Raw genomic sequence first — 21,237 nt, forward strand, 5'->3', positions numbered from 1 at the left:
CACCGGCCGCCGGCTCGGCGACCGGGGACCGGTCGGCACCCGGGTCCGCGCCGAAGCCACGCCCGCCCCGCTCGGGCCCGGCGGCACCCGCCGTGCGGCCCTGGTCGAACCCGCCGGCCGTGCGGTCCTGGCTGAACCCGCCGGCCGTGCGGTCCTGGTCGAACCCACTCGCCGTGTGGTCCTGGCCCGCGGCGCCCGGCGTCCGCTCGGCGCGGGGCCCGCCCGGGGCCCGGTCCTGGCCGAACTCCCCCGCCGCGTCGTTCGTGCCGGCGGCGACCGGGTCGGCGCCCCGGTCCTCGCGGAAGGCGCGGTCCGCCCCCAGCGCGCGGTCGACGCCGGCGACCCGGTCGCCGGCGGTCGCGCGGTCGCCGACGGCGGGCGCCGCATCGACCGGGTGCTCGGCGGGCGGGCGCTCGGCGGGCGGCGGGAAGTGGCGCGGGTCGGAGGCCGACGGCTCCGGCGCGTAGTGGTCGCTCCAGCCGCGCGCCGGGCCGGCGGTCGACGAGGGCTCGTCGGCGGCACGGTCGACCGTCGGCGCGTGGAAGCCGGGCGGCACCTCGAAGCCGCTGGCGGCGGTGCCCACCGGCGGGACCTGGACGGCGGGGGGCGCCGACGTCGGCAGGCCCGGCTCCGACCAGCGGTTCTGGCGGCCGGCCGACGGGTCCTCGGGGGATCGCCGGACCGGACCGGACTCGGGGTCGGTGAACCCGTGCTGCGTCCGGGGCGACGGCTCGGCCGTCGGCGCGGGACGCTGCGCCGGCACGACCAACCGGTCGTTGCCCGGGTCGCGGCGCTGTTCGCCGAGGATGCCGGGCGGGGCGCTCACCGGGGCCTGGCGGTTGACCGGCGCGTCGTCGGCGGCATGGTCGACGCCGTTGGCGTGGTGGCCGTTGACCCGGGCCGGCGGCTCGGCCCCGGGCGGCGGACCGGGCAATGGTGGTGGCAGGTCGCCGTGCCGCGGCGACGAGGCGGCCCAGCCGGGGGTCGGCTCGGGCGGACCCCACGGCGAAGCCGGCTCGCGAGGGCTGGAGATCTCCCCGCCCCGGGACCAACTGGCCGCCGGGGGCGCCCACCCGCTGGCGGAACGGGCCAGGTCGTCCTGCGGACCCGTCCCGTCGCCGTGCTCTCCCGGGGTGGCGGCACCGGGTTGCCCTGTTTCACTCACCGCGCGCTCCTTGGTCGCCCCCGCTGAGGCTACCGTGTGGTGACAGTGGCGATAAGTTACAGCGGCGGGCCAATTCCGCGACGGGTCCCCGGGCCCCGACCGGTTCGGGTGAATTGCCGGCTCGTACGAAGAGACTCGGAGGTTCCCATGACCGCTGTGGGGAACGGTGCCCAGACCGCCGGCCGGCCCACCCGCCTGCCCCGTTCCGCGCGCCGCAAGCAGCTGCTCGCGGCGGCCCAGGAGGTGTTCGTCGCCCAGGGCTACCACGCGGCCGCGATGGACGACATCGCCGAGCGGGCGGGGGTCTCCAAGCCCGTGCTCTACCAGCACTTCCCCGGCAAGATGGAGCTCTACCTCGCCCTGTTGGACACGCACTGTGACGCGATCCTCGCGAAGGTCGACGACGCCATGCGCGGCACCAACGACAACAAGGAGCGGGTCGGCGCGTCGGTGCGCGCGTACTTCGACTTCGTAGACCACGAGAGCGAGGCGTTCCGCCTCGTCTTCGAGTCGGACCTGCGCAACGACCCGGCGGTGCGCCAGCGCGTCGAGCGGGTGGAGCAGGGCTGCATCGCGGCGATCACCGACACCATCATCTCCGACACGGGGATCAGCCGGGCCCACGCCGAACTGCTCGCCTCCGGCCTGGTCGGCGCGGCCGAGACCGCCGCGCAGTTCTGGCTGGCCCGCGGCCGGCAGCTACCCAAGGCCGAGGCGGAGGCACTGGTCGCGGCGCTCTCCTGGCGGGGCATCGCCAGCTTCCCGCTGCAAGGTGAGTCAGCCTGAACATCCGGCCGCGAGATCGGATAGCCTTCCCATCGGCGGCTCTTTCGCCCGAATGAGGAGGCACAGTGGAGGTCAAGATCGGCGTGCAGTACGCGCCCCGCGAGCTGGTCCTGGAGAGCGCGCAGTCGCCGGCCGAGATCGAGCAGATCGTGACCGACGCCTTCGGCAAGGACGAGGGCACCCTCTCCCTGACCGACGAGAAGGGCCGGCGGGTGATCGTGCCGGTCAACAAGGTCGCCTACGTCGAGATCGCCGAGGCGTCGCCGCGCGCGGTCGGGTTCACCGTCCGCTGAGTGGTCCGGTCGGCCGCGACGGGTGGCCAGACGATCGCCCGTCGCGGACGCCGGCTGCGGTCAGTTGTTCAGCCCGGCGGCGGCCATCCGCGTGGCGTGCGCCGCGGTCAGCCGCCCGAACAACCCCGGCACGTCCACCCGGCCGGTCTGTGCCACGAGCGCGGTGAGTGCCCCCCGCTCGGCGGCGGCCACCCGGCCGGCCTGTGACAGCGCCTCGCCGACCAGTCGCCGGGCCCACATCGAGAGCCGGCCGGCCACCCTCGGATCGGCCTCGACGGCCGCCCGGATCTCGGCGACGGCGAAGTCGGCGTACGACGAGTCGTGCAGCACGTCGAGGACGAGCTGACGGTCCGGCTCGGCCAGGGCGGCGGCGATCTCCCGGAGGAAGTCGTCGGTGATGGCGTCGCCCACGTACGCCTTCGTCACCGCCTCCGCCCAGTCCCTCGGCTCGGTCGAGTCGTGGTACGCCTGGAGCGGCTCGACGTACGGCGCCATGGCGTCGTCGGGAAGCACGCCGAGCGCGGCGAGCCGGTCGGCCAGCCGCCGGTAGTTGCCGATCTCGGCGGCGGCCATCTCGCCCAGCGCCGCCCGCCGGCGCAGGTCGGGGGCGAGCCGGGCGTCGACGGCCATCCGTTCGAAGGCGAGCAGCTCACCGAAGGCCACCAGGCCGAGCAGGTCGACGACGGCGTGGTCGGGCAGATCGGTCGCGGACACGAGCGCAGGCTACCGCCCGCCGGCAACCGGGCCCAGAAGTGACGCAGGTCACCCAGGTGGCCCCCGGCGTGGCGCGCGCGCATGGAATCAGGACGCCCCCGGGTCGGTTCAGGTAGCATGGAGCAGTTGCCACGGGCGCCGACCTGACCCAGGCTGATCCGAGCGATCAGCCGGCCCGGTCGAAGTGTGAGGCCCGCGGCGCGCGTGCGGCCCGGTCCGGCGAGGCATTCAGCCGCCGACCGTGTGGCCCGCGCCACACCGAACGCGCCCTGAGGACATGACGGGGCGCACCCACGAGAGGGCACCCCCAAATCCATATGAGCGAGCTGACTCAAGACCTCATGGACGGCCAGGAACTGGCCGCCACCGCTCCGGTGCGCCCGGAGGCACCCACCTTCGCCGAGCTGGGCGCGCGTCAGGAGACCGTCGACGCGCTGGCCGCGGCCGGCATCACCCGCGCCTTCGCCATCCAGGAGTACGCGATCCCGATCGCGCTGCGCGGCATCGACATGATCGGCCAGGCGCCCACCGGCACCGGCAAGACGCTCGGCTTCGGCGTACCGCTGCTGGAGCGGGTGTTCGCGCCGGGCGAGGGCAGCGACGGCGTGCCGCAGGCCCTGGTCGTCGTACCCACCCGTGAGCTGGGCATCCAGGTGGCCAAGGACCTCGCCGCCGCGGGCCGGACCCGGGGCGTCCGGGTGCTGCCGATCTACGGTGGCGTGGCGTACGAGCCGCAGATCGACGCGCTACGCAAGGGCGTGGAGATCCTGGTCGGCACCCCCGGCCGCCTGATGGACCTGCAGAAGCAGAAGCACCTGCGGCTGGACCGGGTCCGCGCGCTGGTGCTGGACGAGGCCGACCGGATGCTCGACCTGGGCTTCCTCGACGACGTCGAGAAGATCCTGGCGATGCTGCCGGAGGACCGGCAGACCATGCTCTTCTCGGCGACCATGCCGGATCCGATCGTCACCCTGTCCCGGCGCTTCCTGCGCCAGCCGATGACGATCCACGCCGGGCACACCGCCGAGACCGGGCCGTCGCCGCAGACCGAGCAGCTGGTCTACCGCACCCACTCGATGAACAAGGTCGAGATCGTGGCCCGCATCCTCCAGGCGGAGGGGCGCGGGCTGACCATGATCTTCACCCGCACCAAGCGGGCCGCCGACCGGGTCGCCGAGGACCTCGACTTCCGGGGCTTCGCGGTCGCCGCCGTGCACGGTGACCTCGGGCAGGGCGCGCGCGAGCGGGCGCTGCGGGCGTTCCGCGCCGGCAAGATCGACATTCTCGTCGCCACCGACGTGGCGGCGCGCGGGCTCGACGTCAGCGGCGTGACCCACGTCATCAACTACGACTGCCCCGAGGACCAGGACACCTACACCCACCGGATCGGTCGTACCGGCCGGGCCGGCGCGACGGGCGTCGCGGTGACCTTCGTCGACTGGGACGACATGCCCCGCTGGCGGATCATCGACAAGACGCTGGGCCTGGAGATGCCGGAGCCGGCGGAGACGTACCACACGTCCCCGCACCTCTACACCGACCTGCACATCCCCACCGACGTCAGCGGCACCCTGCCGACCGCCGAGCGCACCCGCGCCGGGCTGTCGGCCGAGGTCGAGGAGGACCTCGGCGGCGGACGGTCCCGTCGGGGCGAGGGCGGCCGGGGTGCCCGGCGCGGCGAGCGCGGCGAGGGCCGTGGTCGTGGCGAGCGTGGCGAGGGCCGTGGTCGCGGCGAGGGCCGTGGTCGCGGTGCGGCCGACGCGCCGGTGACCGACGCGCCGGCCGACGCCGCCGAGGAGGGCTCGCGCGTCCCGCGTCGCCGTCGGCGTCGCCGCGCCGGCGAGACCGTCGCGGGCGAGTCGACCACGGTGATCGCCGCCGAGGCCGCCGACGCCCCGGCCGCCGCCGAGGGCGAGGCCGCGAAGCCCCGCCGCCGCCGGCGCCGTCGTGGTGGCTCCGCCGCCGGTACGCCGGCCGAGGCGACCGCCGACTGACCGACGTACGTCACCCGAGATCCCCCGGACCGGTGCACCCGGTGCCGGGGGATCTCCTCGTCCGGGCCGTGACCCGCCCGCCGGGCGGACGCGACACCACACCGGCAGACGCGTCGACACCGCCGCCGGACCGCGTGCCGGGAAGACCGCCGGTCGACCAGGAAGATGGAGCAATGCCCGAACCGCTGGACGCCGCCCTGACCGAGGTCCGGGCACTGCTGCTCGACCCGGCGCTCACCCGTGCGGTGGCCGCCGGACGCCGACGTGGACACCGCCCCTCGATGGTCCGCGCCGAACTGCGGCCGGTCGCGCTCAAGGCGGGGCCCCGGTTGCAGATCTCCACCTCCGACGGCTCCCGCCCGTACACCCGCAACGTGGCCCCCGGCCCGGAGGCGGACGCGGCGGTGGACGCGCTGCTGGCCGAGCCGTTCGGCAACTGGCACGTGGAGACGGCCGACGCGACGCTCCAGCTGCGGGTCACCAAGTCCGGCGAGGCGCAGGTCCACCGGGCCGCCGCCGTCCGGCCCGCCGCCGAGCCGGGCGGGCACGACCGGGCAAAGGAGTACCTCCTCGACCCCGGCGACCCGATCTTCGCCGAGATCGGCGGCTCGGCCGCGAAGCGCCGCCAGGTCGACGCGTTCCTGCGGGCGCTGGCGGCGACCCTCCCGGACGACCTGACCGGCCCGCTGCGGGTGGTCGACCTGGGCTGCGGCAACGCGTACCTGACCTTCGCCGCGTACCGGTGGCTGGCACAGCGGGGCGTCGACGTCGAGCTGGTCGGCGTGGACGTCCGGGAGGACCAGCGGCGACGCAACACCGAGCTGGCCGAGCGGCTGGGCTGGGCCGACCGGGTCAGCTTCGTGGCCGGCACGATCGCCGACGCCGTCGTGGAACCCGCCCCCGACCTGGTGCTGGCCCTGCACGCCTGCGACACCGCCACCGACGAGGCGCTGGCCCGGGCGGTGCGCTGGCGGGCCCGCTGGGTGCTCGCCGCGCCGTGCTGCCACCACGACGTCGCGGCCCAGCTGCGTGCCCGGCCGGCCCCGGCCCCGTACGAGCTGCTGACCCGGCAGGGCATCCTGCGGGAGCGCTTCGCGGACGTCCTCACCGACGCGCTGCGGGCCGGGCTGCTCCGGCTGCACGGCTACCGGGCCGAGGTGGTGGAGTTCGTCGACTCCCGGCACACCCCCCGCAACCTGCTCATCCGGGCACGACGCACCGGCACCGCGCCGACCGCCGCCCAGCGGACGGAGTACCGCGAACTGGTCGAGCAGTGGGCGGTCACCCCACGGCTGGAGGCGCTGCTGCCGCCCGCGCCCGCGCCGGACACCGCCCCCGACGCGCCGGTGCCCGACGGCATCCCGGCCGCTCGCTGACGGGACGTCGCCCGGGCCGCCTGCCCGCCTGAGCGGCGGCTCCCGGGTGTGATGCGCGCCATTCCGGGGGCGGAACATCCCATACACGAGACGGTCTGGTCGGTCAGTCAATTGTTTCCCCACCTTTCCGTACTACCCTCAAGGGCGCACCGCCGGGTGCCGGCCGGGAGGGAAGACCCGCAGGGATGGGTTCCGTAGAGGTTTCGCCACAGATGGCCTTCGCACGTTTCGTGCGGCGCGCCATCGACGACGCCCGCGAGGAACGCGGCTGGACCGTCACCGACCTGGCGTCCCACACGGGCGTCGGTCGGTCGACCGTGTTCCGGTGGCTCGCCGGGGACTGGCAGGACTACCCCGAACTGGCGAAGGTGCGCGGCTTCTGCGCAGCACTGGACCTGCCCGTCGCGGCGGCGTTCCGCGCGCTCGGCCTGCCCGACGCCGGTCCCGCGCCCCGCCGGCGCGTCGACGACGGCCCGGTTGAGGCGGACGTCCGGGTGATCCTGCAACGGCTGGCCGACCCCACCGTGCCGGCGGAGGAGAAGCACCACATCCGCGACCTGCTGCGCTACCTGGCCCGCCGCCCGATCCGCCGCGCCGGCTGAGCGCCCACCGGCGCAAACGCGGCCCACCCGATCCCCCGCACGCCGATCCCCCGCACGCCGACCCACCGCACGCCGACCCACCGTGCGCCGACCCACCGTGCGCGCCGACCCACCCGCCGCCGTGCCGCCGCCAGGCTCCCTCCCGGCTTCCCCCTCGTGATCAGGACGCCATGGACGCTACCCGGCGCTCTTGACGTCCACGGTGTCCTGATCACCTTCGGCTGATGCGGCCTCGGGCCGGCATCCGGCGGGGTCAGGGCACGGTGAGCGTGAACTCGGCGGTCCGCACCACGCCGGCGACCTGGAAGTCCAGGTAGAGCCGGTACCGGCCCGGGTCGGGCGCGGTCACCCAGAACGTCACCGCGCCGTCGACCGGCTGCGGCTCCGGGTGGACGTGCAGGTACCCGAGATCCCCCTCGCGCAGGGCGACCAGGTGCCCGTACGCGCCGAGGTAGCGCTCCAGCGTCGGGCGCCCGCCGGCCGAGTCGACGCGGAAGGTCAGCGGCACGGTCACGCCGGCCTGCGGGGCGCCCTGGTAGCTGACGGTGAACCCGTCGACCGTGGCCGAGGACGCCGGTGCCGGCAGCGGCCTCGGCTGGTAGCCGCCCGGCGCGGTCAGGTCGACCCCGAGGGTCACGGCGCTCTGTCGGCCGTCGTCGGCGAGCGCGGTGAAGTCGGCGTACGCCCGCCAGACCCCCGGCTGCGGCAGGGTCAGCGGCACCGACCAGGTGCCGTCTGCCGCCATCGTCGGGTGCAGGTGCTGGTAGCCGGTCAGGTCACGACGCACCACGATCAGGTGCATCGGCTTGTCGTGCACGACCGCGAACCGGGTCACCGGGCGGCGTTGCGCGTCCCGCACCAGGAAGCGCAGTTCGCCCGCGCGGCCGGCGGTGAACGCGGCGGCCACAGGGGTGAGCGTGTAGCCCGCCGAGCTGACCGAGAGGCCGGCGGCCTGCGCCGCCGCGGCCTGGTCGACGCCGTGCTCGTGGGCGCCCGTGCCGGGCGCGTGGCGGTGACCGGTGAGGGCGCTGTCCGCTCCCGCCGCCGCGGAAGGGCCGCCGCCTTCGAGGCGACCGAGGCCGAAGCCGAGCAGGACGGCGAGCACCAGTCCGCCGACGACCAACGCCAGCCGGACGGTGCTGCGGTCCGGCACGGCCGACACGTACTCCGCCTCGGCGGGCACCTGCTCCGACGCGACCGGCGCAGCGCCCGACGCGACCGACGCCTGGTCCGACGCGACCGGCGCAGCGTCCGACGCGGCCGACACCCGGTCCGCCGCGACCGGCGCAGCGCTCGACGCGACCGGCGCCTGGCCCGGCGCGGTCGGCACGCGGTCCGGCGCGGCCGATGCGTGGTCCGACGCGGCCGACACCCGGTCAGGCACCGCCGCCGTCCCGGTCGCGAACGGGCTGCTCATCGGTCATGCCGCCCACGCTACCGTCCGTGGTCACCGCGCCGGCCCGCCGGTGGCGCGGCGTGGCGACGGTCGCAGTCCGCCCCCGCCGGGAACTTTCCCCGCCGGCCCGGCCGCGACATCGCCGCCGCTCGGGCCACTTTGCGGCGGCATCGGCGGCCGGGCACGGCCGACAGCCGGCGGCTGTCAGCCGGCCACGGCCAGCGCGAGCGGGAGCACGTCGGGGGCGCCGGCCCGGCGCAGCTCCCGGGCGGCCATCGTCATCGTCCAGCCCGAGTCGACCAGGTCGTCGACGAGGAGCACCGGCCCGTCGAGCCCGGCGAGGGCGTCGGCCAGCTCCTCCGGCACGGCGAAGGCGCCGTGCAGGGCGCGTACCCGCTGGGCGCTGTTGCCGCGCGGGCCGCCGGCCGGGGCGCCCGTCGGCGTCACCTGGCCGAGCAGCGGCAGCCGGCCCACGGCGGCGATCCGCTCGGCGAGCGAGCCGACCAGCCGGGGACGGCGGCGCGAGCCGACCGCGACCACCCCGACCGGGCGGCGCGGCCACCGCTCGTCGCCGTGCGCCCACGCCTTCAGCACCTCGACCACGGCGGCGGCCACGTCGTCGGGGACGGCGACGTCCGCCGCCTCCGGCCCGACCAGGTCGCGCAGACGGCCGCCCCACCCCAGGTCGGACAGCCGCCCCACCGCGCGCCCCGGCAGCGCCTGCTCCGCCGGGGCGATCCGCCCCTTCAGCGGTACGCCCACCGCCTCCAGCCCGGTCGGCCAGAGCTTCTTCGGCGTGATCTCCACCCCGGGCCGGCCGAGGAAGGTCTGCGCGGCGGTCAGCGCCACGTCCGACACGTCGGCCGTGAACAACGGGCCGGCGCAACGGTCGCACCGGCCGCAGTCGGCGGCCCCGGTGTCGTCCAGGCACTCGCGCAGGTAGCGCAGCCGGCAGTCGGGGGTCGTCGTGTACTCCCGCATGGCCTGCTGCTCGGTGGTGCGCGCCTCGGCGACGCGGCGCAGCCGGGCCTCGTCGTAGACCCAGGGTTCCCCGGTGGCGAGCCAGCCGCCGCGCACCCGGCGGACCGCGCCGTCGACGTCGAGCACCTTGAGCATCAGCTCCAGCCGGGCCCGGCGCAGGTCGACGATCGGTTCGAGGGCCTGGGTGGAGAGCGGCCGGTCGGTGCGCAGGGCGGCCAGGACGGCGCGGACCTGCTCCTCGGGCGGGAAGGCGAGCGAGGCGAAGTAGCGCCAGATGGCGGCGTCCTCGGTGCCGGGCAGCAGCAGCACCTCGGCGTGCGCGACAGCCCGGCCGGCGCGGCCGACCTGCTGGTAGTACGCGATCGGCGACGGCGGCGCGCCGAGGTGCACCACGAAGCCGAGGTCGGGCTTGTCGAAGCCCATGCCCAGCGCGCTCGTGGCCACCAACGCCTTGATCTTGTTGTCCAGCAGGTCCTGCTCGGCGGCCCGCCGGTCGGCGTCCTCGGCCTGGCCCGTGTAGGAGGCGACGGCGTAGCCCCGGGACCGCAGGAACTCCGCGGTCTCGCCCGCCGCGGCGACCGTCAGCGTGTAGATGATGCCCGAGCCGGGGAGCCGGTCCAGGTGGTCGGCGAGCCACGCCAGCCGGTACGCCGGGCTCGGCAGCTCGACCACGCCGAGGCGTAGCGACTCCCGGTCCAGGCTGCCGCGCAGCACGAGGGCGTCACCCAGCTGCTCCGCCACGTCGGCGGTGACCCGGGCGTTGGCGGTGGCCGTGGTGGCCAGCACCGGCGTGCGCTCGGGCAGGTTGCCCAGGAAGGTACGCAGCCGCCGGTAGTCCGGCCGGAAGTCGTGCCCCCAGTCGGAGACGCAGTGCGCCTCGTCGACCACCAGCAGGCCGGTGGTGGCCGCCAGCTTCGGCAGCACGGTGTCCCGGAAGTCCGGATTGTTGAGCCGCTCCGGGCTGATCAGCAGCACGTCCACGGCACCGGCGTGGATCTCGGCGGTGATCTCGTCCCACTCGTCGAGGTTGGCGGAGTTGATGGTGCGGGCGCGGATGCCGGCCCGGGCCGCCGACTCGACCTGGTTGCGCATGAGCGCCAGCAGCGGCGAGACGATCACGGTGGGCCCGGCGACGGCGTCGCCGGGCTGCGCCGGCGCGGAGGCATCGCCCCGGTCGCCCCCGGGCGGCGGGGCGCCGCCCTGGTCGCGCTCGCGCAGCAGGGCGGTGGCCACGAAGTAGACCGCCGACTTGCCCCACCCGGTGCGCTGCACGCAGAGGACCCGACGGCGGTCGACCACCAGCGCCTCGATCGCCCGCCACTGGTCCTCCCGGAGCCGGGCGTGCTCGCCGGCCAACCGCCGCAGCACCGCCTCGGCCCGCTCCCGTACCGCCGTCCGATCCTGGCTCATCCGGCATTTCTACCAGCTACGACGGACGTACCCGCCGGGCGAGAGCGGACGGGCGGCCAGGGACGTTCGCGTCCGCGTCGGTCCGCCGGCCGGGGACGGCCCGCGTCCGGCGTCGGGGCGGGCTCCCGGGGAGGAGCGGCCCGGCCCGGGCCGAAAACCGGACCAACAGTGGTGATCCACCGATCCTGCCGCACACGACGCAAAGGGCGCGGGCGGGCGGCTGACGGTCACCTCGTGCCAAGATCTGCGGCGGCGACAGTCCAACCAGGAAAGAGAACAATGCGAATGACGCAACGAACCGGCACCGCCGGACGGGTCCGGCGGGTCGCGACGGCGGCAGCCGCCCTGCTGGCCGCGACCTCCCTGCTGGCCGGATGTGGCGACGACGACGCCCAGGACTCCCCCGCAGCCTCCTCGCCGGTCCCGTCGGCATCCCCGTCGGCCAACCCGAAGAGCACGCTCCTGGCCGCGGTGCCGGACGAGGAGGACCCGGCCTTCCGGTTCAGCGGCAGCGACCCGACCGGCGTCGTCACCGGCGTGGTGGACCCGGCGGGCAAGGGCATGGACCTCACCCTGACCGAGAAGGACGAGGAACTCGACTTCACGATGAAGCTGTCCTTCCGCCTGATCGAGCAGCGCTCCTGGATGAAGGTGAGCTTCGACGGCGCCGAGGAACTGAGCAGCATGCTGAAGCTGCCGAAGAAGTGGATGGAGCTGGACCACGCGAAGCTGACCGACCCGGCCAGCGTGCCCTACTACGAGGGTGCCGACCCGGGCAACACCGGCGCGATCCTCGGGGCGGTGGGGGACACCGTGACGGACCAGGGCGGCGGGACCTACACCGGGACCGTGGACCTGACCCACGGCGAGCACGTGCGCCAGGCCATGGCGGGCGCCGTGGACATCGACGCGCTCGGCGCCGCGGCGAAGACGATCCCGTTCACGGCCGTCGTCGGGGCGGACGGGAACCTCACCTCGCTCACCCTGGAGATCCCGGCGGCCGGCAAGAACAAGGCCACGCAGTACGTCGTGAAGTACTTCGACTTCGGCAAGGCCCCGAAGGTCGCCGTGCCGACGGGCAGCCAGGCGCAGAAGGCCCCGGCGTCGGCGTACGAGCTGCTGAACGGCTGACGTAACGAGGAGACGGGGTCGCGGTCGCACGAGGGGGCCGCGGCCCCGCCGCGTACGCGATGGCGGTCCCTGCCGCGCGGAGGCCCGCCGATGACGAGCCGTCGCCGGGCGGCGGCAGCTTCGTCATCGGCGGGGCCTGGGCCCGCGCCGTCAGGGGCGGCGGGACGGGGTGCGCAGGGAGTGCCGCAGGAGTGCCAGGCGCGGGGCGAGGCTGGCCAGGCCGCCGGGGAAGAAGTAGACGGCCAGGATGAAGACCGTGCCGAGCACGAAGAGCGGCTGGGACAGCGGGTTGCTCAGGAAAGCCGGCAGGGCCTCCACCGCGTCGGACGTGCCGAACGCGACCAGCCGGTGGTCCAGGTACATGTAGAGGATCCCGCCGATCACCGGGCCCCACCGGGTGCCCGGCCCGCCGAGCACCACCATGACCAGCAGCGCCAGGGTCCACTCGGAGGAGGTGATGTGCGGCGACGCGCCGCCGACGATCAGGACGTAGACCACGCCGCCGGCCGCCGCGAGCCCACCGGCCAGGGTGAACGCCACCAGCTTGAACCGGTACGGGTCGAGCCCGAGCACCCCGATCCGCCGCTCGTCGTCGCGCAGGCCGGCGAGCACCCGCCCGGTCGGCGAGCCCGACACCCGGTGCACCACGAAGACCACCACGACCAGGTACGCCAGCGCCAGCCAGTAGAGGTTGACGGTGTTGGTGACCCCGACCAGCCCCTCGGGCAGCCCGGACACGTCCAGCGGCAGCCCCTCCTCGCCGCCGGTGAGCCCGCCGAAGTCGCGGGCCACCAGGATCGCCCCGACCTGGGCGAAGGCGAGCGTCACCATGGCGAACGCGATCCCGACCGTACGCAGCGCCACCGCCCCGAGCAGCGCGGCGAGGATCGTCCCGCCGGTGATCGCGAGCAGCCCCGCCTGCCACAGCGGCAGTCCCGCCTTGGTGACGAGGATGTCGGTGCCGTAGACGCCGGCGGCGAAGTAGAGGGCGTGCCCGAAGGAGAGCATCCCGGTCCGCCCGAAGAGCAGGTCGTAGCCGGCGGCCAGCCCGCCGAAGACCAGGCAGACGGCGAGCAGTTGCAGGGTGCCCGGGGAGTTGAGCGCCCCCTCGAAGACGCCCGGCAGGTGCAGCGTGGAGTAGGGCAGGATCAGCGCGACCAGCAGCGCGACCAGCGGCAGGAACGGGCGCAGCCCGTGCCACCGCCGGCGCCCCGGCGTCAGCTCGCCGGGCACCGCCGCGGGCGGCGCCGGAACCTCGGGGCTCTTGACCTCGGTCATGCCGTTGCCACCTTTCCGGCGATGCCCTGCGGGCGCAGCAGCAGCACCACGGCCAGCAGCGCGACCACGCAGATGTCGCCCAGCCCGGAGGTGCCGTAGTAGTTGACGAACTGTTGGGTCAGGCCGACGGCGACCGCCGCGTACGCGGACCCGATCACCGAGCCCATCCCGCCGATGACCACGACGATGAACGCGAAGATCAGCAGCGAGCCGCCCTGGCCGGGCGAGACGGTGCCGAAGTAGACGCCGCCGAGCGCGCCGGCCAGCGCCGCCGCAGCCCCGCCGATCGCGAAGACCAGGGTGAACGCCTTGCGCACGTCGATGCCGAGCGCGGTGACCATCTCCCGGTTCTCCACGCCGGCCCGGATCACCAGGCCGTAGCGGGTCCAGCGGAGGAAGGCCAGGATCGCGCCGAGCACCAGCACCGCGGCGATGATCAGCAGCAGGCCGCCGTTGGGCACGTTGGCGCCGAGGATTCCGGTCACCTGCCGGGTCCACTCGGGGCGCGGGAACGGCCGGGCGTCCGCGCCCCAGGTCGCCTGGAGCAGCGCCACGCCGGCCAGCGAGAGGCCGACGGTGACCAGCACCTGCTCGATGGTGCGGGAGTACAGCGGCCGGATCAGCACCAGCTCGACCAGCACCGCCACCAGCGTGCCGGCGGCCACCCCGAAGGCGACCGCGACCACGAAGCCGAAGCCGTCCGACCCGGCGCCGGGCAGGTTGCCCGCCGCCCACCAGGTCCCGTACGCGCCGACACCGAGGAAGACGCCGTGTGCGAAGTTGAGCACGTCGGCCAGGCCGAAGACCAGGGAGAGCCCGCTGGCGACCAGGAAGTAGAGCGCCGCCAGGCCGAGCCCGGTCAGCGTCAACAGGATGACGGTGTCCATCAGTGCTGGTCCTTCCGCGCGCCGGCCGGCGTACCGGCGGGGTGATGTCCCTCCGCCGAGCCCACGCCCAGCAGCGACCTGGTCAGGGCGGTCTCCAGCAGCAGTTCCTGTGCGTCGCCGGTCCAGGCGACCTGGCCGGCGGCCAGCACGACCGCGTCCCGGGCGAGTCGCCGGACGACGGCGAGGTTCTGCTCGACCAGCAGCACCGGCACGGACTCGGCGACCCGTTCCAGCACCTCGGCCACCTCGGTCACCACCTTCGGCGCGAGCCCCTTGGTCGGCTCGTCGACCAGCAGCAGCCGGTTGTCGTTGAGCAGCACCCGGCCGATCGCGAGCATCTGCTGCTGCCCGCCGGAGAGCGAGCCGGCCCGTTGCCGTCCGCGCCGGTCCAGCTCGGGGAAGAGCGCGAAGACCTTGTCGTACGCCGGGGTGCTGCCCCGCCGCTCGGCGAGCCGGAGGTTCTCCGCGACGGTGAGCCCGGCGAAGACGCACCGGTCCTCCGGCACGTAGCCCAGCCCTCCGCGGACCAGCCGGTGGGTCGGCCGGGCCAGCAGGCTCTGGGCGCCCATCCGGACGGCGCCCCGCACCTCGCCGGCCGGCGGGGTGAGGCCGACGATCGCGCGCAGCGTGGTCGTCTTGCCCACGCCGTTGCGCCCGAGCAGGACGGTGACGCCGGTCGGGGCGACCGTGAAGGACACCCCCTGGAGGATGTGCAGCCCGGCGATGCGGACCGACAGGTTCTCCACGCTGAGAATGGGTTCCACTAGAGCGACTCCCCCAGGTAGGCCTCTTGCACGGTGGGGTTGGCCATCACGGTCTCCGGGGTGTCGCAGGCCAGCAGCGCGCCGTGGTGCATCACGGCGATCCGGTCGGCCAGTTCCAGGATGACGTCCATGTGGTGCTCGACCATCAGCACCGACCGGCCGCTGTCGCCGGTGAGCGAGCGGATCACCGAGACCAGCTCGGGCACGTCCTCGGCGCTGACCCCGGCCATCGGCTCGTCGAGCAGCATGACCCGGGGCTCCCCGGCGAGCAGCAGGGCGATCTCCAGCTTCCGCTTCTCGCCGTGGGCGAGGGTGCCGGCCAGCGCCGTACCCCGGTGGGCGAGGCCGACGCGGTCGAGCGCCGCGTCGGCGGCGGCGGCGACCTCCCGGTCGGCCGCCGCCCGCCGCCACAGCTTCATCGAGCCACCGCGGTGCGCCTGCACGGCGAGCCGGACGTTCTCCCGCACGCTGAGCGAACCGAAGACCGAGGATGCCTGGAAGGTACGGCCGAGGCCGAGACGGGCCCGCTTGTGCGGCGGCAGGGAGCCGATGTCCTGCCCGTCGAGGGTGATCCGACCTTCCGTGGCCCGGCGTACGCCGGTGATCAGGTTGAACAGTGAGGTCTTGCCGGCGCCGTTGGGCCCGATGACGCCGAGGAACTCCCCGGGCGCCAGGTCGAGGTAGACGCTGTCGACGATGGCGACCTCACCGATCCGCCAGGTCAGACCGCGGGTGGCGAGCATCCGGTGTCAGCCCTTCATCGCCACGGCCGGCGGTGCGGACTCGTCCCCGGTCAGCGCCTTCTGGGCGGTGGCCGTGAACGCGGTGCCGCTGCCGGACAGCTTGGCCTGGAACATCGGCTGGAGCAGCGCGTGGTCCTCGGCGCGGATGGTCATCTTGCCCTTGACCCCGTCGAAGCTCCAGCCCTCCAGCGCCTTGACCATCTTCTCGACGTCGTCGCCGCCCTCGGAGATGGCGCGGACGACCATCTGCGCGGCGGCGAAGCCGTCCGGGTGGAACAGGTCGACGGTGCCGACCTTGGCCTTCAGCGCCTTCACGGCCTCGTTGTCGGAGGCCCCGTCGAAGTAGTGCGACAGGAAGGAGATCTTGCTGCCGGCGGCGCCGAAGGTCGGCCACGATGCGCGGATGTCCAGGCCGGTGACGACCGTGGTGGAGGAGAGCACGCCCTGCTGGTCGAGCGTCTGCCACATGGCGGGGGCGGTGGTGCCGGCCCAGGCGACGAAGAGCAGGTCCGGCTTGGCGGACTTGATCTGGCTGGCGAACGGGGTGAACTCGGTGGCGCTGGCCGGCGCCCGGACGCTGCTGACGGCAGCGCCCGCGCCGCCGATGACGGCCTTCACGGCCGCCTCGTTGGCGTCGCCGAAGGCGCCGTCCTGGGCGAACACCACGACCTTCTTGCCGGCCGGGTCGCCGATGAACGACTTGGCGGTCACCACGTCCTGGTACGACTGCCGCCCGGACCGGAAGGTGTACTTGTTGGCGCCGGTCACCGCGTCGGTGGCGGCGGGCCCGGAGATGAAGAGGACCTTGTTCTGCGCGGCGATCGGGGCGACCTGGAGGGCCACGCCGGAGGCCGTCGAGCCCGCGATGATCTTGTTGCCCTTGCCGATCAGGTCCTTGGCCGCGGAGACCGCCTTCGCCGGGTCACCCGCGTCGTCGACCTCGGTGACCTCGACGGCCCGGTCGCCCACCTTGTTGGTGCCCTTGGTGGCGAAGTCGAGGCCGGCCTTGAATCCCTCGATGTACTGCTTGCCGTAGCTGGCGAGCGCTCCCGACTGGGAGTAGACCAGGCCAACCTTCACCGGGGCGGCGCTGTCGCCGCCACCGGAGGCGGTGTCCTGCGGGCTGCCACAGGCCGTGGCGGCGAGCGCCGCGGCCATCATCGTGGCGGCGGAGAGGAACACCCGCCGCGTCGTCCGGACCGTCATTGCGACTCCACGTGAGGACTCGGAGGTAGGGAACTCATATGACGGCTCACGCTAGAAGTGACGTCACCCACGGGCTATGTGGTCGAAACACACAAGTAACAGGGGTGGGGTGGTCACCGGTACCAGCGGGCGGTACGCGCCGCGGGGAGCGCGGCGTGGCGGTGGCGGCTCCCGCCATCGATGAAACCCCTCATGTGTCGGGCCCGGACATCGCGCGGATGAGCTTCGGAATATCGCGAAAGCGACAATAGGTGCTAAATCAGTGGCTTAACCTCGACCGGAAGCCACTAACGGCATGAAACTCGCATGGGGGACGAAGTGAGAGTTCGACTCGTTCGGCTGGTCGCCGTGGGGGCGGCGGTCGGTGCGATGCTCCTCGGAGCCGCCGGGACCGCGCAGGCCCAGCCGCAGCCGGGTGCGACGACGATCAGCATCAACCCGGGCAACGTACCGACCACGGCCGCCGAGGCTCCGCAGGACTGCGACCCGACCCTGGGCGGAGGGCCGTACGAGGACCGCGACGTCTGGGTCTTCAACCTTCCCGACGCCGACCGTGACTTCGTCTCCGTGACGGCCACCTTCAGCATCCCGAACAACGGCACCACGACGGTCACCATCCCCGACGCCGAGGACAGCGCGATCGTGCGGCAGGGCACCAGCAAGGCGTGGGTGATCCTGCCCGAGGGGTGGACGCTCGTCAGCGCCACGGCGGTGGTCACCGGCGAACCGGAGCCGGGATTGCAGTTCGTGCTCACGGGCGCCTGCGCGGCGAGCCCCAGCCCGACCGGCAGCCCGACGGCCACCCCGACAACCACCCCGACGGCCAGCCCGACGGCCAGCCCGACCCGCACCCCAACCGGCAGCCCGACGGCCTCGCCGACCAAGAGCGAACTGCCCATCACCGGCGTCTCGGGCACCGGCACCCTGCTCCCGGTCACCGCTCTCGGCCTGGTCGCCGTCGCGCTCGGGGCCTTCTTCCTCGTCGCGCACCGCAGGCGGAACACCACCGGCTGACCCGTCGGCCACACGTTGACGACGGCGGCGTGCGAGCGAGCCGGAGGGTCGGGGGCGGTTCCTCAGGGAACCGCCCCCGACCTCGTCCGCGCATCCGCCCGTCCCCGCTGAATCGCCTACGACATCAGCTCGACAGGCGCGGGGCGGGCAGGTGGCGATCAGGGAGCGGCACCGGCCCGCCACCCCCGGAACAAGGGGGCGACGGGCCGGCGGGGGGCGGCGGGAAGGTCAGCGCCGGGCGAGACCCTCCCGGGCCGCGACGGCGGTGTCCGGGTGGTCGGTGAAGACGCCGTCGAGGCCGAGGCTGAGGAACAGCTCGTACTCGGCCTGGATGTCGCCGCGGGCGTTCGGGTCGGCGCCAATCCGCAGGTCGGCCGGGAGGAACTGGTTCTCCGCCCGGAACGTCCAGGCGTGCACGATCAGCCGCTCCCGGTGCGCGTCCGCGACCAGGGTGGTCGGGGCGAGCAGCCTGCCGGCGGCGTCACGCGGGACGATCAGGTTCTTGTTCGCCCCGACCCCGTCGGCGTACGAGGCGATCCACTTCAGTCCGGCCGGCTTCGCCAGGTCCTGGTAGGTGCGGGCGTCGCCGGCGACGGTGAAGTCGTACGGGCGGCCGGTGGCGTCGAGGAGCTGCGCGAGCCTGACGTCGACCATCCGGTTCAGCTTGCGCAGGTTCGCCGTCTCGAACGACTGGACGATCACCGGAGAGTTCCGGTGGGTCAGCCTGTTGCGCCGCAGCACCTCGACCAGCGGCTCCTCCAACGGCAGCCCGATGGACGCGAAGTAGCTCGGGTGCTTGGTCTCCGGATAGACGCCGATCGTCCGGCCCCGCGCCCGCCCCTCGGCGCGGGCCAGGTCGATGACCTCCTGGAGGGTGGGGACCTGGAACTGGCCGTCGAAGGCGGTGTTGGCGACGCGGACCTTGGGCAGCCGCTCCTTGGCCCGCAGCGTCCGCAGCTCCGCGAGGGTGAAGTCCTCGGTGAACCAGCCGGTGACCGCGACGCCGTCGATGCTCTTCGTGGCCCTGCGGGCGGCGAACTCGGGGCGGGCGGCCACGTCGGTCGTACCGCTGATCTCGTTCTCGTGCCGCGCCACCAGCGCGCCGTCGCGGGTGGCGACGAGGTCCGGCTCGATGTAGTCCGCGCCCTGCCGGATCGCCAACCGGTAGGCCTCCAGGGTGTGTTCGGGCCGGTAGCCGCTCGCGCCCCGGTGGGCGACCACGAGGGGCCGGTCCGTCGCCCGGGCCCGCTCGGCGGCGGGCGCCGGAGCGGCCGAGGCGGTCACCGTCGGCACGGCCACGGCTGCCGCCAGCAGGGCGCCGGCCACACCGAGGGCGGAAAGGGTACGTCGCAACGCCGTCTCCTTGTCGTCGAGGAATCCGCCTCAGCAGACACGCCCGGACTGACGGCGAGTTGGTCGGCGCCTGGCCGGCGGGTGAACCCCGGCATGCCGGTTTCCGCACCCGACTCGCGACGGAAAAGGAAGATTGTCTGGTGCGCCGGCTTCTTCGTCACCCCGTACGGCTCGTGCCGCTCGGCTTCCTGGTGACGATCCTGGTCGGCACCGGGCTGCTGATGCTGCCCTGGGCCACCAGCGAGCACCGGCACACCCCGTTCCTGACCGCCCTCTTCACCGCCACCTCGGCGGTCTCGGTGACCGGGATGGCGGTGGTGGACACCCCGAACTACTGGAACGAGTTCGGGCTCGTGATGATCACCGTGCTCACCCAGGTCGGCGGCCTCGGCATCGTGACCGGTGCCACCCTGGTGATCCTCGTGGTGGCCCGGCGGCTGGGACTGCGCAGCCGGCTGCTGGTGCAGGCCGAGACAGCCGAGTTCGGCATCGGCGACGTACGCCGGCTGCTGCTGCGCATCGCCGGCCTCGCGCTCGCCTGCGAGGCCGTCATCACCGCGATCCTGACCGCCCGGCTGTGGATCAGCTACGACTACCCGTTCGACCGGGCCCTCTGGGGCAGCGTCTTCCACGCCGTCCAGGCCTTCAACAACGGCGGGTTCGCCCTCTACACCGACAGCCTGGTCGCCTTCTCGACCGACGCCTGGGTCACCCTGCCGCTGGCGTTCGGCACCATCATCGGCGGGATCGGCTTCCCGGCGCTCTTCGAGGCGGTACGGGAGTGGCGGCAGCCGACGCGGTGGGCGGTCGCCACCAAGCTGACCGTCTGGGGCAGCCTGACGCTGCTGGTGGTGGGCTTCGCCGGCCTGCTGGTCATCGAGTGGGCCAATCCGCGCACCCTGGGCATCTACGCCTGGTCGGAGAAGCTCCTGGTGGCGTTCGCCCAGAACTCGTACATCCGCACCGGCGGCTTCAACGTCGTGGACATGGACGGCCTGGAGGAGGAGAGCTACCCCCTCGTCATCGCGCTGATGTTCATCGGCGGCGGCAGCGCCAGCACGGCCGGCGGGATCAAGGTGGCCACCTTCTTCCTGCTCGCCTTCGTCATCCGGGCGGAGCTGCGGGGAGAGCCGGACGTGACGGTCGGGCACCGCCGGGTGGCCACCGCCAGCCAGCGGCAGGCGATCACGGTCGCGCTGCTCAGCGTCGCGCTGGTGGTCGGCGGCACCGTGCTGCTGGTCTTCCTCACCGAGGGGGTTCCCGGCTACGCGGCGCTGTTCGAGGTGACGTCGGCGTTCACCACCACCGGCCTCAGCGTCGGGATCGCCGCGTCGCTGCCGCAGAACGGCCAGCTCGCCCTGATCATTCTCATGTTCGTCGGCCGGATCGGGCCGCTGACCCTCGGGTCGGCGATCGCCCTGAACACCCGCCGGCGGCTGTACCGCTACGCGGAGGAGCAACCCATTGTCGGCTAGGAAGACGGACGGAAGCGGCATCGTGGTGATCGGACTGGGCCGGTTCGGGTGGCACCTGGCCGGCGCGTTGACCGCGATGGACCACGAGGTGCTGGCGATCGACCGCAATCCGGACCAGGTGCAGCGGTGGTCGGCCCAGCTCGAGCGGGTCGTGCAGGCCGACGCCACCGAGGAGGGGTCGTTGCGCCAGCTCGGCGTGGCGGACTTCGGCCGGGTGGTGGTCGCCATCGGCGCCTCGCTGGAGGCGAGCGTGCTGACGGTGCTGGCGCTGGCGGAGCTGGGCGTGCCGCAGATCTGGGCGCGGGCCACCTCGACGAAGCACGCCAAGATCCTGGACTCGGTCGGCGCGCACCACGTGATCTTTCCCGAGGCGGAGACCGGCGAACGGGTGGCCCACCTCATCGTCAGCAGGATGCTCGACTTCATCGAGTTCGGCGACGACTTCGCCATCGCGAAGGTGTGCACCCCGGAGACGATGGTCGGCCGGTCGCTCGCGGAACTGACGCCCACCGCGCGCTACGGGGTGCGCGTGGTGGGCGTGAAGCTGCCGGGGGAACGCTTCCGGTACGCGACCGACGCCACCGTGATCGCCCCGGGCAGCATGCTGATCGTCGAGGGGGACATCGAGCAGGTGCAACGATTCGCGGAGCTCAGCTGACCCCGGCGGGC

18 protein-coding genes are annotated in these 21,237 nt (G+C 73.9%); 9 read left to right on the plus strand and 9 right to left on the minus strand.

The features are described from left to right. Positions 1–1,312 precede the first annotated feature (1,312 nt). Positions 1,313–1,951, plus strand: a complete 639-nt coding sequence (locus tag AB0883_RS06325; protein WP_088998297.1) for a TetR/AcrR family transcriptional regulator — start codon at positions 1,313–1,315, stop codon at positions 1,949–1,951. 65 nt (positions 1,952–2,016) lie between these two features. Further along, a complete protein-coding gene (locus tag AB0883_RS06330) occupies positions 2,017–2,244 on the plus strand; it encodes a DUF3107 domain-containing protein (protein WP_088960194.1) in 228 nt (75 codons plus the stop codon). Positions 2,245–2,304: 60 nt separating this feature from the next. On the opposite strand, the gene AB0883_RS06335 is transcribed toward AB0883_RS06330, so the two are convergent. Beyond that, the gene (locus tag AB0883_RS06335; protein ID WP_366639855.1) at positions 2,305–2,958 is read right to left on the minus strand and encodes a ferritin-like fold-containing protein; all 654 of its coding nucleotides are present in this window, start codon (positions 2,956–2,958) and stop codon (positions 2,305–2,307) included. 317 nt (positions 2,959–3,275) lie between these two features. On the opposite strand from AB0883_RS06335, the gene AB0883_RS06340 reads away from it, so the two are divergent. The 3 genes from AB0883_RS06340 (at position 3,276) to AB0883_RS06350 (ending at position 6,930) form a co-directional block, all read left to right on the plus strand. Further along, complete coding sequence (locus AB0883_RS06340) at positions 3,276–4,952, plus strand: DEAD/DEAH box helicase (RefSeq protein WP_366639857.1); 1,677 nt, start codon at positions 3,276–3,278, stop codon at positions 4,950–4,952. A 173-nt stretch (positions 4,953–5,125) separates the two neighbouring features. Then, complete coding sequence (locus AB0883_RS06345; RefSeq protein ID WP_366639859.1) at positions 5,126–6,328, plus strand: SAM-dependent methyltransferase; 1,203 nt, start codon at positions 5,126–5,128, stop codon at positions 6,326–6,328. 185 nt (positions 6,329–6,513) lie between these two features. Then, a complete protein-coding gene (locus AB0883_RS06350; RefSeq protein WP_091627481.1) occupies positions 6,514–6,930 on the plus strand; it encodes a helix-turn-helix domain-containing protein in 417 nt (138 codons plus the stop codon). A gap of 253 nt (positions 6,931–7,183) precedes the next feature. Here AB0883_RS06350 and AB0883_RS06355 read toward each other — a convergent pair whose 3' ends face one another. Together AB0883_RS06355 and AB0883_RS06360 are read right to left on the minus strand one after the other, a co-directional pair. Continuing rightward, entirely contained in the window at positions 7,184–8,347 is a 1,164-nt protein-coding gene (locus tag AB0883_RS06355) for a hypothetical protein (RefSeq protein WP_366639861.1), read from the minus strand. 183 nt (positions 8,348–8,530) lie between these two features. Further along, on the minus strand, positions 8,531–10,717 hold the full coding sequence (locus AB0883_RS06360; RefSeq protein WP_366639863.1) for a DEAD/DEAH box helicase: 2,187 nt from the start codon (positions 10,715–10,717) through the stop codon (positions 8,531–8,533). 285 nt (positions 10,718–11,002) lie between these two features. Here AB0883_RS06360 and AB0883_RS06365 point away from each other — a divergent pair, with 285 nt between their 5' ends. Further along, positions 11,003–11,848: a hypothetical protein gene (locus AB0883_RS06365; protein WP_366639865.1), complete on the plus strand. Its 846-nt coding sequence runs from the start codon at positions 11,003–11,005 to the stop codon at positions 11,846–11,848. 150 nt (positions 11,849–11,998) lie between these two features. Here the strand turns inward: AB0883_RS06365 and AB0883_RS06370 are convergent, their stop codons facing one another. From AB0883_RS06370 to AB0883_RS06390, 5 genes are read right to left on the minus strand one after another with little or no spacing between them, the layout of a single operon-like run. Next, the gene (locus AB0883_RS06370) at positions 11,999–13,126 is read right to left on the minus strand and encodes a branched-chain amino acid ABC transporter permease (protein WP_366639867.1); all 1,128 of its coding nucleotides are present in this window, start codon (positions 13,124–13,126) and stop codon (positions 11,999–12,001) included. Continuing rightward, entirely contained in the window at positions 13,123–14,013 is an 891-nt protein-coding gene (locus AB0883_RS06375) for a branched-chain amino acid ABC transporter permease (protein ID WP_121399941.1), read from the minus strand. The genes AB0883_RS06370 and AB0883_RS06375 overlap by 4 nt, the downstream gene beginning before the upstream one ends. After that, on the minus strand, positions 14,013–14,777 hold the full coding sequence (locus AB0883_RS06380) for an ABC transporter ATP-binding protein (RefSeq protein ID WP_366639869.1): 765 nt from the start codon (positions 14,775–14,777) through the stop codon (positions 14,013–14,015). Before AB0883_RS06380 ends, AB0883_RS06375 begins: the two co-directional genes overlap by 1 nt. Then, the gene (locus AB0883_RS06385; protein WP_151456742.1) at positions 14,777–15,520 is read right to left on the minus strand and encodes an ABC transporter ATP-binding protein; all 744 of its coding nucleotides are present in this window, start codon (positions 15,518–15,520) and stop codon (positions 14,777–14,779) included. Before AB0883_RS06385 ends, AB0883_RS06380 begins: the two co-directional genes overlap by 1 nt. 6 nt (positions 15,521–15,526) lie before the next feature. Continuing rightward, a complete protein-coding gene (locus tag AB0883_RS06390) occupies positions 15,527–16,726 on the minus strand; it encodes a substrate-binding domain-containing protein (RefSeq protein WP_366639871.1) in 1,200 nt (399 codons plus the stop codon). A 318-nt stretch (positions 16,727–17,044) separates the two neighbouring features. Between AB0883_RS06390 and AB0883_RS06395 the strand changes: the two genes are divergently transcribed. Continuing rightward, entirely contained in the window at positions 17,045–17,740 is a 696-nt protein-coding gene (locus AB0883_RS06395) for a hypothetical protein (RefSeq protein ID WP_366639872.1), read from the plus strand. A 228-nt stretch (positions 17,741–17,968) separates the two neighbouring features. Here AB0883_RS06395 and AB0883_RS06400 read toward each other — a convergent pair whose 3' ends face one another. Then, positions 17,969–19,093, minus strand: coding sequence for a glycerophosphodiester phosphodiesterase (locus tag AB0883_RS06400; protein ID WP_366639874.1), 1,125 nt, complete (start codon positions 19,091–19,093; stop codon positions 17,969–17,971). A 140-nt stretch (positions 19,094–19,233) separates the two neighbouring features. On the opposite strand from AB0883_RS06400, the gene AB0883_RS06405 reads away from it, so the two are divergent. Further along, positions 19,234–20,568, plus strand: coding sequence for a potassium transporter TrkG (locus tag AB0883_RS06405; RefSeq protein ID WP_366639876.1), 1,335 nt, complete (start codon positions 19,234–19,236; stop codon positions 20,566–20,568). Then, entirely contained in the window at positions 20,558–21,226 is a 669-nt protein-coding gene (locus AB0883_RS06410; RefSeq protein ID WP_366639878.1) for a TrkA family potassium uptake protein, read from the plus strand. The genes AB0883_RS06405 and AB0883_RS06410 overlap by 11 nt, the downstream gene beginning before the upstream one ends. Positions 21,227–21,237 lie beyond the last annotated feature (11 nt).

It is taken from the genome of Micromonospora sp. NPDC047812, from assembly GCF_040704175.1.
In the GTDB taxonomy this organism is placed as follows: Bacteria; Actinomycetota; Actinomycetes; order Mycobacteriales; family Micromonosporaceae; genus Micromonospora.